The sequence below is a fragment of the Agromyces bauzanensis genome, assembly GCF_014645655.1.
In the GTDB taxonomy this organism is placed as follows: Bacteria; Actinomycetota; Actinomycetes; order Actinomycetales; family Microbacteriaceae; genus Agromyces; species Agromyces bauzanensis.
Genome location: NZ_BMMD01000005.1, coordinates 43,241 through 55,798, shown reverse-complemented (window position 1 = coordinate 55,798; position 12,558 = coordinate 43,241). Strand labels below are relative to the sequence as shown.

12 protein-coding genes and 1 pseudogene are annotated in these 12,558 nt (G+C 69.8%); 7 read left to right on the top strand and 6 right to left on the bottom strand.

Annotated elements, in window-relative coordinates:
• Positions 1-29 precede the first annotated feature (29 nt).
• The 4 genes from IEX31_RS06055 to IEX31_RS06040 all read right to left on the bottom strand — a co-directional run bounded on the left by IEX31_RS06055 (position 30) and on the right by IEX31_RS06040 (position 5,154).
• Positions 30-1,121: a phosphate ABC transporter substrate-binding protein PstS gene (locus IEX31_RS06055; RefSeq protein ID WP_188742550.1), complete on the bottom strand. Its 1,092-nt coding sequence runs from the start codon at positions 1,119-1,121 to the stop codon at positions 30-32.
• Between the two features lie 190 nt (positions 1,122-1,311).
• Positions 1,312-2,247: an NUDIX hydrolase gene (locus IEX31_RS06050; protein WP_188742549.1), complete on the bottom strand. Its 936-nt coding sequence runs from the start codon at positions 2,245-2,247 to the stop codon at positions 1,312-1,314.
• Positions 2,244-4,418, bottom strand: a complete 2,175-nt coding sequence (locus tag IEX31_RS06045) for an RNA degradosome polyphosphate kinase (RefSeq protein ID WP_188742548.1) — start codon at positions 4,416-4,418, stop codon at positions 2,244-2,246. Before IEX31_RS06045 ends, IEX31_RS06050 begins: the two co-directional genes overlap by 4 nt.
• Positions 4,419-4,464: 46 nt before the next feature.
• Complete coding sequence (locus IEX31_RS06040) at positions 4,465-5,154, bottom strand: response regulator transcription factor (protein ID WP_188742547.1); 690 nt, start codon at positions 5,152-5,154, stop codon at positions 4,465-4,467.
• Between the two features lie 98 nt (positions 5,155-5,252).
• On the opposite strand from IEX31_RS06040, the gene IEX31_RS06035 reads away from it, so the two are divergent.
• From IEX31_RS06035 to IEX31_RS19520, 4 genes and pseudogenes are all read left to right on the top strand, one after another.
• A complete protein-coding gene (locus IEX31_RS06035) occupies positions 5,253-5,567 on the top strand; it encodes a hypothetical protein (protein WP_188742546.1) in 315 nt (104 codons plus the stop codon).
• A gap of 137 nt (positions 5,568-5,704) precedes the next feature.
• Positions 5,705-6,313: a nitrobindin family protein gene (locus tag IEX31_RS06030; protein ID WP_188742545.1), complete on the top strand. Its 609-nt coding sequence runs from the start codon at positions 5,705-5,707 to the stop codon at positions 6,311-6,313.
• Positions 6,313-7,470, top strand: a complete 1,158-nt coding sequence (ygfZ, locus tag IEX31_RS06025; protein WP_188742544.1) for a CAF17-like 4Fe-4S cluster assembly/insertion protein YgfZ — start codon at positions 6,313-6,315, stop codon at positions 7,468-7,470. Before IEX31_RS06030 ends, ygfZ begins: the two co-directional genes overlap by 1 nt.
• Positions 7,415-7,921, top strand: a pseudogene (locus IEX31_RS19520) (FUSC family protein); the annotation flags it as partial. The gene ygfZ and the pseudogene IEX31_RS19520, both read left to right, overlap by 56 nt.
• A 568-nt stretch (positions 7,922-8,489) precedes the next feature.
• Here IEX31_RS19520 and IEX31_RS19515 read toward each other — a convergent pair.
• On the bottom strand, positions 8,490-8,873 hold the full coding sequence (locus IEX31_RS19515; RefSeq protein ID WP_188742543.1) for a hypothetical protein: 384 nt from the start codon (positions 8,871-8,873) through the stop codon (positions 8,490-8,492).
• 56 nt (positions 8,874-8,929) lie between these two features.
• Between IEX31_RS19515 and IEX31_RS06015 the strand changes: the two genes are divergently transcribed.
• The gene (locus IEX31_RS06015) at positions 8,930-9,676 is read left to right on the top strand and encodes a phosphoglyceromutase (protein WP_188742542.1); all 747 of its coding nucleotides are present in this window, start codon (positions 8,930-8,932) and stop codon (positions 9,674-9,676) included.
• Positions 9,677-9,758: 82 nt separating this feature from the next.
• Here the strand turns inward: IEX31_RS06015 and phoU are convergent, their stop codons facing one another.
• On the bottom strand, positions 9,759-10,418 hold the full coding sequence (phoU, locus tag IEX31_RS06010) for a phosphate signaling complex protein PhoU (RefSeq protein WP_188742541.1): 660 nt from the start codon (positions 10,416-10,418) through the stop codon (positions 9,759-9,761).
• 190 nt (positions 10,419-10,608) lie between these two features.
• Between phoU and IEX31_RS06005 the strand changes: the two genes are divergently transcribed.
• Both IEX31_RS06005 and IEX31_RS06000 read left to right on the top strand, forming a co-directional pair.
• A complete protein-coding gene (locus IEX31_RS06005; RefSeq protein WP_188742540.1) occupies positions 10,609-11,856 on the top strand; it encodes a sensor histidine kinase in 1,248 nt (415 codons plus the stop codon).
• Positions 11,853-12,533: a winged helix-turn-helix domain-containing protein gene (locus IEX31_RS06000; protein ID WP_188742539.1), complete on the top strand. Its 681-nt coding sequence runs from the start codon at positions 11,853-11,855 to the stop codon at positions 12,531-12,533. The genes IEX31_RS06005 and IEX31_RS06000 overlap by 4 nt, the downstream gene beginning before the upstream one ends.
• Positions 12,534-12,558 lie beyond the last annotated feature (25 nt).

Below are 12,558 nucleotides of genomic sequence, written 5' to 3'. Positions count from 1 at the left end.
TGGAACCGTCGGGGTCGGGCACGAACCTGCTACTGGATCGAGTCGATCGCAGCCACGACCTTCTCGCGGAGCGTGTCCGAGATGGGCGCGGAGCCGGCGTCCGCGGCCGCGACATCCTGGCCCTCGGGGCTCGCGATGTAGCTGAGGTAGGCCTTGACGAGCTCGACGTTCTCGGGCTCGGCGTACTCCTGGCAGGCGACCAGGTAGCTGACCAGCACGATCGGGTAGACGCCGCCCTCGGAGGGGCTGCGGTCGAGCTCGATCGCGAGGTCGCCCTCGGCACGGCCCTCGACGAACGGTGAGGCGTCGACGATGGCGGCGGCAGCCTCGGGCGAGTACGGCACGAACTCGTCGCCGACCTGCACCGCGACGGTGCCGAGGTCACCGGCGCGGGACGCGTCGGCGTAGCCGATGGTGCCCGTACCGTTGGTGACCGCGTCGACCACACCTGAGGTGCCCTGGGCGGCCTCGCCGCCCTCGAACGGCCACACGCCGTCTGCCTCCCACGTCCACACCTCAGGCGCCGCGGCGAAGAGGTAGTCCGTGAAGTTCTCGGTGGTGCCCGAGTCGTCGGAGCGGTGCACGGGGGTGATCGCCTGGTCGGGCAACTCGACACCCTCGTTGAGGGCGGCGATGGCCGGGTCGTTCCACTTGGTGATGGTGCCCGCGAAGATGCCCGCGAGCGTCGCCGGGTCGAGGTCCAGCGTGTCGACGCCCTCGAGGTTGAAGATCACGGCGATCGGCGAGACGTAGAGGGGGAGCTCGACGATGCTCGAGTCCGGCGCGCACTTCGCGAAGCCGCCCGCGGCGATCTCCTCGTCGTCGAATGCCCGGTCGGAGCCGGCGAAGTCGCTGGCGCCCTGGAGGAACGTCTCACGCCCCGCGCCCGAGCCGGTCGGGTCGTAGTTGATGGTGACGTCGGGGTTCGCGGTCTGGAAACCGGCGGTCCACGCCTTCTGGGCGGCGTCCTGCGACGACGCGCCGGCGCCGACGAGGTTGCCCGAGAGCGACGAGGGCGACTCCTCGGGGGTCGCCCCGCCTTCGTTCGAGGCACAGGAGCTGAGCGCGAGCGCCGCGGTGACGGCGATGACGGCGGGCACGCCGAAACGCTTGAGGTTCACGTGATTCCCTTCCGGGTTCGAATTGCAGGGGTCGAGCCGGTGCTGGCTCGCCTGCGACGTTAGGTCGCGGGCCTTACGAGCTTCCGCCACGTCGGTGAACGGAAGGTGAACGACCACGGACCAATGCGGATGTCGCCCCGAGGCCCCGCGGGGCCGCAGCGGCGCGCAGCCCGCGCCTCGACCCGCGGCATCAGGCGCGGGGCGCGTGCGTCTCGATCGCGATGATGCCCGACCCCGAGTTCGTCACGGAGAGGTGGACGACGCTGAACGCCCCGGGCTCGAGCTCCGCGGCATCCGTCACATACGAACCGAGCGGGGTGCCGGTCGCGAGCGCGATCTCCCGGACGATCTGCGGCAGCACCGGGCCGTGGCTGCAGATCACGGCGCTCCTGCCCGACCGCACGCGCTTGCCGACGACGCGTCGCACCTCGTCCTCGCCGGACTCCCACGCGTCCTGGCTGATGCCCTCGTCGCCCTTGATGCGGATGCCCGTCGCCGCCGCGAGCGGCGTCACCGTGGTCACGCAGCGTACCGTGGGGCTGGACACGATGCGCTTCGGCGCCCAGGCGGTGAGCGTGTCGACGAGGGCCGCGGCCTGGGCGACGCCCCGGTCGACCAGCGGCCTCGTGGCATCCGGACCGCTCCAGCCGCTGCGCCCGACGGCCTTCCCGTGCCGCACGAGGAGGAGTGCGAAGGTACTCGTGACCCCCTGCTGGACGAGCTTCGCGAAGTTCTCGAGGATCTCCACGTCGGGCGGGTAGCTGAGGTACCTGCGGGCACGCTTGATCGTGACCCACTCCAAGGCGGCGACCTCAGCGTTGGGCTTGAACGTCGAGCGCTGCACGGCCCGCTCGTTCACCTCCGCTGCCCAGTAGTGCACGATCTTCTCGCGGCCGCTCGCGAGCGTGTACCGTGAGACGCCGAGGGGCACGCCGAGCGCGACCTCGAGGCCCGTCTCCTCCGCGATCTCGCGCACGGCCGTGCGCGGCAGCGACTCGCCCGGATCGACCTTGCCCTTGGGGATCGTGACATCGCCGTATACGGTGCGGTGGATCACCAGCACGTGCAGCTTGCCCTCGATGAGGCGCCAGCACACGGCCCCTGCTGCATAGACCGCCGTGGTCACCGCCGCTTCCCCGAGCGGGTGCGTTGTCCGATCTGCTGCATGAGGAGGTTCTGGATGTCGACCAGCGGGCGGCCCTCGGCGTCGGTCGAGGAGCGGATCCACTCGCCGTCGCCGTCGAGGCGCCACGAACTCGTGGATTCGTCCATTGCGAGGTCGAAGAGCGCGTCGATCTCGGCGAGGTGGTCGGGCTCAGTGAGGCGGACGAGCGCCTCGACCCGACGGTCGAGGTTGCGATGCATCATGTCGGCCGACCCGATGTAGACCTGCGGTTCACCGCCGTTCAGGAACGAGAAGACGCGGGAGTGCTCGAGGTACCGCCCGAGGATCGAGCGGACCCGGATGTTCTCGCTCAGTCCCGGGATGCCCGGCCGCAGGCTGCAGATGCCGCGCACCCACACGTCGACCGGCACGCCGGCGTTCGACGCCCGGTAGAGCGCGTCGATGATCGCCTCGTCGACGATCGAGTTGACCTTGATCCGGATGCCGCAGGGCCGGTCGGCCTCGGCGTTGCGCGTCTCCGCTGCGATGAGCTTCAACAGGCCGTTGCGCAGGTGCAGCGGTGCCACGAGGAGCCGCTTGAACTTCTTCTCGATCGCGTAGCCGGAGAGTTCGTTGAAGAGCCGGGTGAGGTCCTTGCCGACCTGGGCGTCGGCCGTGAGGAGGCCCAGGTCCTCGTAGATGCGGCTCGTCTTCGGGTTGTAGTTGCCTGTGCCGATGTGGCTGTAGTGCCGGAGTACGCCCTTCTCCTGGCGGATGACGAGCGCGGCCTTGCAGTGGGTCTTCAGCCCGACGAGGCCGTAGACCACGTGCACGCCCGCCTTCTCGAGCTTGCGCGCCCATGTGATGTTCGCGGCCTCGTCGAAGCGCGCCTTGATCTCGACGAGCGCGAGCACCTGCTTCCCCGACTCGGCGGCGTCGATGAGGGCTGTGACGATGGGGGAGTCGCCGGACGTGCGGTACAGGGTCTGCTTGATGGCGAGCACGTCGGGGTCGGCCGCGGCCTGCTCGAGGAACGCCTGCACGCTCGTCGCGAACGACTCGTACGGATGGTGCAGCAGCACGTCCTTGCGCGCGATCGCCGCGAACATGTCGGGCCGAATGTTCGGTTCGGGCGGCTGCAGCAGGATGCTCGTCGTCGGCACGTGCGTTGGGTAATGCAGCTCGGGCCGGTCGAGTCTCGCGAGGTCGAAGAGTCCTCCGAGGTCGAGCGGGGCGGGCAGGCGGACGATGCCCTGGTCGGGCAGGTCGAGCTCGCGCGAAAGCAGGCCGAGGGTGACCTCGTCCATGTCGTCGGTGATCTCTAGGCGGATGGGCGGACCGAACCGGCGGCGGAGCAGCTCCTTCTCTAGCGCTTGGATGAGGTTCTCGGTCTCGTCCTCCTCGATCTCGACGTCCTCGTTGCGGGTGACCCGGAACACGTGGTGCTCGACGATCTCCATGCCGGGGAAGAGGTCGCCGAGGTGGTTGGCGATGAGCTCCTCGAGCGCGACGTAGCGAGCGTTCTCGACCGATTCCGCGGGGTCGACGCGGACGAACCGCGGCAGCATCTGCGGCACCTTGACGCGGGCGAACTCCTGGCGGCCGGTGCGGCTGTTCCGCACCCGTACCGAGAGGTTCAGCGAGAGCCCGGAGATGTACGGGAAGGGGTGCGCGGGGTCGACTGCAAGCGGCATGAGCACCGGGAAGATCTGGCTGGAGAAGTAGTCGCGGAGGTGCGCGACCTCGGCGGCGCCGAGCTCGGCCCACGAGACGATGCGGATGCCGGCCTGGGCAAGCGCCGGCTTCACGAGCTCCTGGTACGCGGCCGCGTGCCGCAACTGTAGCTCGCCGGCCTTCCGGGAGATGTCGGTCAGCACGTCCACCGGGGAGCGTCCGACGTTCGTGGGAACCGCGAGTCCCGTGGCGATGCGACGTTTCAGGCCGGCGACCCGCACCATGAAGAACTCGTCGAGGTTCGAGGCGAAGATCGCGAGGAAGTTCGCCCGTTCGAGCACCGGCACTCGTGAGTCCTCGGCGAGTTCGAGCACCCGCTGGTTGAACGCGAGCCAGCCGAGCTCACGGTCGAGGTAGCGTTCGGCGAGCAACTCGGGGGCGCCCTCGATGTCGAAGGGCTCGAAGTCGTCGTCGAAGTCGCTCGACGTACGGTCTTCGTCGAGGACGCTGTCAGTCATCCCCTCATCTTGCCATTCGCTTCGGTCGCGGCAGGTGAACGTGGTGTCAACGTGCTGTGACGGCGGCGCCCTCGTCGTCCTCCTCGTGCACGTTGAACCGATACCCGACGTTCCGCACGGTGCCGATGAGGCTGTCGAGGTCGCCGAGCTTTGCGCGCAGTCGTCGCACGTGCACGTCGACCGTGCGCGTGCCGCCGAAGTAGTCGTAGCCCCAGACCTCGCTGAGCAGTTGCTCGCGGGTGAAGACGCGCGACGGATGCGCGGCGAGGAACCGGAGGAGCTCGAACTCCTTGTAGGTGAGGTCGAGCGTGCGGCCGTGCACTTTCGCGGAATAGCTCGCCTCGTCGATGACGACGCCGGAGGTCTGGATCCGCTCGGCCGGCTGGGTGGTCTGGGCCCGGCCGATCGCGAGCCGGATGCGGGCATCGACCTCGGCGGGCCCGGCGTGATCGAGCACGACGTCGTCGACGCCCCAGTCGGGCGTGACGGCGGTGAGGCCGCCCTCGGTGACGATGAGGATGAGCGGCACGGAGATCCCGGTGGTGCGAAGGATCTGCGAGAGCGCCTTGGCGGCGGCGAGGTTCGTGCGCGCATCGAGGAGGACGAGATCGGATTCGGGCGCTCTGACCAGCTGCTCGGGCGAAGCGGGGATGACCCGCGTTCGATGAGACAGGAGCGACAGAGCCGGGAGAACGTCTTCGTTGGCCGCCGGCGACAGGATCAGCAGCTGCGCCACGGCAGTACTCCCTCCGCAGTCAGTGGCCTCCAGTAGTAAGGTGCGGTCAATACTACGTGACGCCGGGCACCCGGTATGACGACGCGAATGGGGAGACGATGCAGGCGGGTTCGGAGACGCGGGGCGGATGGCCCGGCATCCTGCTCGTCTGGGCGATCTCGATCGTCGGCGCGGTCACGGTCATCGCCCTCGCCTACACGGGCACGACGGACTGGTTCGGCGACGCCTCGCCGCTCGCGGTCTACGGCGCGCTCGGCGTCGTGCTGGCGACCAGCGTGGTCGCCTCGCTCGTCGTGCAGCTCGCCGCGCGACGCCCGAGCGGCTTCGTCACGCGAGCGAGCACGAGCATCGCGGGGGCGACCCTCGTGGTGGCGATCGCGGCGCTCGCCGTGGTGCCCGCCGCCTCGGCCTGACGGGTAGACTCGAGGCATGTCGCAGTTGCTCGCCCTCGAACTCCTCTTCATCGGCCTGCTCGGACTCGCGAGCCTGGCCATCGCGTGGATCAGTGGCGTCGTCGTCTACAAGCTGTTCAGGGGGCAGCGCTAGTCGCATGATCGAGCTGCCCGTTGACCTGCCAGCCGAGCTCGTTCCGCTCTCCTGGCTCGTCGGGGTCTGGGAGGGGTCGGGCGTCATCGACTACAAGGTGGGCGATGCGTCGATCACGCACGAGTTCGGCCAGCGCCTGAGTTTCAGCCACGACGGGATGCCGCACCTGAACTACACGTCGTACACGTGGCTGTTCCCCGACGATCCCGGCGGCGATCCCACGCCGCTCACGACGGAGACCGGCTACTGGCGCCTCGAGCGCCGGCTCGGCGAGGGGGACGTCGGTCCCGCGATGCTGCCGGCCGTGGGCCGGTCGCGCTATCGCGACGCCGAGTCCGTCGAGACGCTGCGCAACGCCGACGGGGGGTTCGACCTCGAGGTGTCGCTGGTGCACCCGGGCGGCGTGGCCGAACTCTACCTCGGCCAGGTCAAGGGGCCGCGCATCGACCTCGCGACCGACGCGGTCATGCGCACCGCGGGCGCCAAGGATTACGCCGCGGCGACCCGCCTCTACGGCCTCGTCGACGGCCACCTGCTCTGGGCATGGGACATCGCGGCGCTCGGTCAGGACCTGCGTACGCACGCATCCGCCCGACTCGCGAAGGTGGACTGATGACCGGCACGCCGTTCCTCCTTCTCGACGGGGCCGTCGCCGCCGAAGGGGTCGACCAAGGCGTCGTAGGCCACTACGGCAACCCCATCGTCGAGCAGCGCCGGCTCGAACGTGGCGAGGCGATCGTCGACTGCTCGAACCGCGGCGTGCTCACGGTGACCGGCCCGGACCGGCTCACCTGGCTGCACTCCATGGCGAGCCAGGCGCTCGACCGGCTCGCCCCCGGCGCCTCGGCCGAGGCGCTCTTCCTCGATGCCTCCGGTCGTATCGAGCACGTCGTGCACGTCGTCGACGACGGAGCGTCGACCTGGCTGGTCGTCGAAGGGGCGGATGCCGCGCCGCTGGCGACCTGGCTCGACCGCATGCGGTTCATGCTGCGGGTCGAGGTGGCCGACCGCTCGACCGAGGTGGCCGTGCTGGGCGCGATGTCGACAAAGGCCCTGGATGCTGCGGCGCCCGCGTTCGCGCCGAACGGCGTCGCGCTCGATTGGACCGACTCCTGGTCGTCGCCCGCCCCGACGGCGCACCGGTACGCCCCCGACGCGGGGCACCCGGCATCCGCCTGGCACTGGATCGAGCGCGTCGTGCCCCGCACGGCGCTGGCCGACGCCGCGGCCGCCGTCCGCGCCGGTCGGGTGGCGGCGGCCGGCTCGTTGGCGGCGGAGGCGCTCCGCATCGCCGCTTGGCGTCCGCGACTGGCCACCGAGGTCGACGAGAAGTCGATCCCGCACGAACTCGACTGGCTGCGTAGCGCCGTCGATCTCGGCAAAGGCTGCTACAAGGGGCAGGAGACGGTCGCGAAGGTGCTGAACCTCGGCCGCCCGCCGCGACGGCTCGTGCTGCTCCACCTCGACGGCAGCGACACCGCGCTGCCCGTTCCGGGCGATCCGGTGGTCGGCGAGAAAGTGCGACCCGAGCCCGAGCCGGGAGAAGCCCCCGAACGCCGCGTCGTGGGGCGCGTCACGTCGAGTGCCATGCACCACGAGCTCGGACCCATCGCGCTCGCCGTGATCAAGCGGCAGGTTCCGCCCGACCTCGATCTCATCGTCGAGAGCCACGGCATCGACGTCGCCGCGGCCCAGGTCGAGATCGTGCCGGCGAGTGCCGGGGCGGCGACCGACGTGCCCCGGCTGCCCCGGCTCGGCGTCCGGAAGTGACGCTCGCCGGCCGCCTCGCCGTGCGACTCGGAGCGGGGTGGCACCGCTCCGCGATTCGCTGCCCGCGATCCTGCAGATCACGGTCACGGCATCCGCCGCATACGCCTTCGCGCGGTTCGTCCTCTGCCACGACCAGCCGCTGATCGCCGCGATCGTCGCGATCACGGCGCTCGGCTTCGTGCGCGACGCCCGCCCGGTGCGCGTGCTCGAGACGGTCGTCGCAATGTCGCTCGGCATCGCGCTCACCGAGGTGCTGCTCCTCGGTTCCGGCCAGGGCGTGGTTCAGTTCGCCGTCGCGCTCGCCCTCACGCTCGCCGTCGCGCGGCTGGTTTCCGCGAAACGCGCTGCATTCGCGATCGCCGCGGCCGTGCAGTGCACGCTCGTCATGCTCGTACCGGCTCCGGAGGGCGGGCCGTTCGTGCGCACCATCGACGCGGCCGTCGGGGGCGCGTTCGCGCTGGCCGCGACGGCGATCATCCCACGCGATCCGCGCCGGGCATCGATACGCGAGGGCGTCGGCTCATCGGCGAGCACGTCGCGGTGCCCGGCGAACTCGCCGAGGCGCTGCGGTCGGGCAGCACGGACCTCGCGGGCCGGGCGCTGTCGCGGGGGCGGCCGACGCAACGCTCGTGGAGAATTGGACGACTTCGGTCGACTCCGGTCTCGCCGTCGCGCGCATCTCCCCGCTCGTGCGGGGTTCTCGCTTCGACCTCGAGCGCCAGCGCATCATGCTCGCGGGGCTCGATCTCGCGACGAGGAACCTTCGGATCATCGCGCGGCGCATCGAGTGGGTGCTGCGCGACGGTCGCCCGAGGCCGGAGGTCGCCGACGTGCAACGCGCGCATCGCCGTCGCGGTCGGCCTGCTCGCCGACTCGCTGCGCGACGTCTCGCAGCAACCGGCGGCGAGGCAGGCGTTCGCCGAGATCACGCGCCACCTCGATTCCCTCGCGATCCTGCCGACCAGTTCCCGCGCATGTCGGTCGCGTCGTGCACGGGTCGTCCGAGGTCGGGAACATGATCAGTGCGTCGAACTGGCCGAGATCGCGACCCCGCCACCCTGCGGCATCCGGCCGATCGTCGGCAGCTCGAATCCGCCGAGGTCGAACCGCACCGCGCGGCCGGGCGGGAACGAGCGCCCTCCATGATCGAGCCGATCGAGCTGCGCCGGTGCAGCGTGCACGCGGCCGGGATCGATCTCGAGGCCGAGCGCCTCGACATCGGGTCGCACGTTCGCGAGGCGGGTCGCGAGCTCGAACGTCGTGACGCCGCTCGCGCCGTATCCGAGGTCGACGACGAACGGGTCGGCGGCGCGACGGAACGCCTGGTGTTCGGAGATCCAGCGGTCCATCCGCCGCAGCCGGTTCGCGTTCGTCGTGCCGCGGGTGATGGATCCGACGGGCACGGTCTCCAAGTTTTGCAGCGCGAAGCTTGAGGTTCGCCCCCATTAGGCTGGACCGCATGCCACACACCCTCGTGCTGCTGCGCCATGGCCAGAGCGATTGGAACCAGAGGAACCTGTTCACCGGCTGGGTCGACGTGCGGCTCAGCGATCTCGGCCGTGCCGAGGCGAAGCGAGCGGGAGAGCTGCTCGTCGAGCAGGGCGTCCTGCCCGAGGTGCTGCACACCTCGGTGCTCACGCGAGCCATCCAGACCGCCGACATCGCCCTCGAGGAGGCCGACCGGCTCTGGATCGACGTGCGCCGCTCGTGGCGCCTGAACGAGCGCCACTACGGCGCACTGCAGGGCCTCGACAAGGCGGAGACACTCGAGAAGTACGGGCAGGAGCAGTTCATGCTCTGGCGACGCTCGTTCGACACCCCGCCGCCGCCGATCGCGGACGACAGCGAGTGGTCGCAGGTCGGCGACCCGCGCTACGCCAACCTCTCCGACGCCGAGATGCCCCGCACCGAATGCCTGAAGGACGTCATCGCGCGCATGCTGCCGTACTGGGAGTCCGACATCATGCCCGACCTGCGCGATGGCAAGACGGTCCTCGTGACCGCGCACGGCAACTCGCTGCGCGCGCTCGTGAAGCACCTGGACGGCATCTCCGACGACGACATCGCCGAGCTGAACATCCCCACCGGCATCCCCCTGGTGTACGAGCTCGGCGAGGACTTCATGCCGGCGAAGCCGGGCGAGTACCTCGACCCCGAGGCGGCGGCGGCCGGCGCGGCCGCGGTCGCGGCGCAGGGCAGGAAGTAGCGAACGCACCCACCTCGAAGGGCGGGGGATGTCGCATCCCCTGCCCTTCACGTCTGCCTGCGCGTGGTGTCCGCGCGTCGTGTCAGGGGGCCGACTTCTCGGGGTCCCAGTCGCCCGTCGCGAGGTACTGCACCTTCTTCGCGATCGACACCGCGTGGTCGGCGAAGCGTTCGTGGTAGCGGCTCGCGAGCGTCGCGTCGACCGTGTTCACGGCCTGGCCTTTCCACGTTTCGCCGAGGACCTTGTCGAAGACCGAAAGGTGCAGTGCGTCGATCTTGTCGTCCTCGTTGCGGATCTCCTCGGCGAGCGCGACGTTCTCGGTTCGGAGCAGTTCGACGAGCTTCCGCGCGATGCCGACGTCGAGTGCGCCCATCTCTGCGAAGGTCGGCCGGAGCGACTTCGGCACCACCTTGTCGGGGAAGCGGTAACGGGCGAGCTGCGAGATGTGCGTGGACATGTCGCCCATGCGCTCGAGGGACGCGCTGATGCGCAGCGCACTCACCACGATGCGGAGGTCTCTGGCCACGGGTTGCTGCCGCGCGAGGATGGTGATGGCGAGTTCGTCTAGCGCGACGGTGAGCTGGTCGATGCGGTAGTCGTCGGCTATCACCTCCTCGGCCAGGCTCACGTCAGAGCTGTTGAAGGCGCGGGTGGCTTTCTCTATGGAGTCGGCGACGAGTTGGGCGGTTTCGACGAGTCGGTCCTGCACCTCGCGCAGCTCCTGCTGGAACACCTCACGCATGAACGAAAATCCTTGTCTTCTCGATCCCGCGCCGGGCGCGCACGGGCCTGCCGGTTCGACCCGGCCCCCGGGACATCCTCCCGGTGGGAGGTGAACAACAGGTGCCGGAACCCTGAACACTCGTTAACCTACCGCCGTCCGGCGAGACGAGGCACGGAGCGCCCTCAGCGTGACTGGTTAGGGTGAAGCCATGGATTCCATGTGGGTGGTGCTCACGGCACTGGCCCTCGGCATCTTCCTCGGGGCCGCCTTCGTGATCGTGCTGCACATGGCCGAGCGCCGTGGATCGAGCGCCGCGCGCGTCGTGGCCCCGACCATTCCCGACGGCATCGACGAGGTGCTCGAGGTGCTCGAGTCCGCCGGTGTCGTGCTCGACCCGTCGAACAACGTGCTGAAGGCCTCGCCGGGCGCGCTCGCCATGGGCCTCGTGCGGCAGCGGTCGCTCGTGCACCCCGAACTGCTCGAGCTCGTGGCATCCGTTCGGCGCACCGGCGAACCGGTCGCGAAGGAGCTCAGCGTGACCCGCGGTCCGTTCGGCGAGTCCACGGTGCGGCTGCGCGTGCTCGTGGCCAGGCTCGGCACTCGGTTCGTGATGCTGCTCGCGGAGGACCGCACGGAGGCGCACCGCCTCGACGAGGTGCGTCGTGACTTCGTGGCGAATATCAGCCACGAACTGAAGACGCCCATCGCCTCGGTCAGCCTGCTCGCCGAGGCACTCGACCAGGCGGCCGACGAGCCCGAACGGGTGCGCCGCTTCGCGGGGCGGCTGTCGGTCGAGGCGAACCGATTGGCGCACATCACGAGCGAAGTCATCGAGTTGTCGCGCCTGCAGGCACGCGACGCGCTGCGTCCCGACGAACTGGTGGACATCGACGATGTGGTGGCGGCGGCGGTCGACCAGAACCGTGTCGTGGCCACGGCCAAGGGCGTCGATGTCGCGATGCGCGCGTCGACCAAGGCGACGGTGTACGGCGACCGCGCCCTGATGATCGTCGCAGTGCACAACCTCGTGGCCAACGCCATCGCGTACTCGAACGAGGGCGGACGCGTCGGCATCGGGGCGAACGTCGTCGGCGACACCGTCGAGATCGCCGTCACCGACCAGGGCATCGGCATGGACGCCGAGGAGCTCGAGCGCGTGTTCGAGCGTTTCTACCGCGTCGACCAGGCCCGCTCGCGCAACACCGGTGGATCGGGCCTCGGGCTCAGCATCGTGAAGCACACGGTGCAGAACCACGGCGGCGACGTGCGCGTCTGGTCGCAGCCCGGCCGTGGGTCGACGTTCATGATCCGGCTGCCGATCGCCGAGACCCCGGCCGATGCGGCGTCGGCCGAGACCGTCGAGCACACGGCCGGTCCCCAGCCCGGCGCGCCGGATGTCGCTGCCGCAGTGCTCGCGACGAGACCCGTCCGATCGAACCGAGGAGAACGTACGTGACCCGCATCCTGCTCGTCGAGGACGAGATCGCCCTCAGCGACCCGCTGAGCTTCCTGCTCGAGCGGGAGGGCTACGAGGTGGAGGTCGCGGCCGAGGGCCCGGCGGCCGTCGCGGACTTCGACCAGCACGGTGCCGATCTGGTGCTGCTCGACCTCATGCTGCCGGGCCTGCCAGGCACCGAGGTGTGCCGTGAGATCCGAAGCCGTTCGAACGTGCCCATCATCATGCTGACGGCGAAGGACTCCGAGATCGACATCGTGGTGGGCCTCGAGCTGGGCGCCGACGACTACGTGACGAAGCCGTACTCCACGAGGGAGCTGCTCGCACGCATCCGCGCGGTGCTCCGCCGCCGCAACGAGGTGGAGGACTTCGACGAGGCCGTGCTCGAGGGCGGGCGGGTGCGCATGGACGTCGACCGTCACACGGTCGAGGTCGACGGCGAGCCCGTGCCCATGCCGCTGAAGGAATTCGAACTGCTCGAACTGCTCATGCGCAACCCCGGCCGCGTGCTCACACGTGGCCAGCTCATCGACCGCGTGTGGGGTTCGGACTACTTCGGCGACACCAAGACCCTCGACGTGCACATCAAGCGCATCCGATCGAAGATCGAGTTGCAGCCGTCCGAGCCGGTGCAGCTGGTGACGGTGCGTGGGCTCGGGTACCGCTTCGAGGCCTAGGCCGGCGAACCGCCCGGTGGTCGAG

What these genes read in the sequence shown, in the direction of transcription:
- IEX31_RS06045 (WP_188742548.1), bottom strand. Translation starts at nt 4,418, where the DNA reads ATGACTGACAGCGTCCTCGACGAAGACCGTACGTCGAGCGACTTCGAC.
- IEX31_RS06035 (WP_188742546.1), top strand. Translation starts at nt 5,253, where the DNA reads ATGCAGGCGGGTTCGGAGACGCGGGGCGGATGGCCCGGCATCCTGCTC.
- IEX31_RS06030 (WP_188742545.1), top strand. Translation starts at nt 5,705, where the DNA reads ATGATCGAGCTGCCCGTTGACCTGCCAGCCGAGCTCGTTCCGCTCTCC.
- phoU (WP_188742541.1), bottom strand. Translation starts at nt 10,418, where the DNA reads ATGCGTGAGGTGTTCCAGCAGGAGCTGCGCGAGGTGCAGGACCGACTC.
- IEX31_RS06015 (WP_188742542.1), top strand. Translation starts at nt 8,930, where the DNA reads ATGCCACACACCCTCGTGCTGCTGCGCCATGGCCAGAGCGATTGGAAC.
- ygfZ (WP_188742544.1), top strand. Translation starts at nt 6,313, where the DNA reads ATGACCGGCACGCCGTTCCTCCTTCTCGACGGGGCCGTCGCCGCCGAA.
- IEX31_RS06005 (WP_188742540.1), top strand. Translation starts at nt 10,609, where the DNA reads ATGGATTCCATGTGGGTGGTGCTCACGGCACTGGCCCTCGGCATCTTC.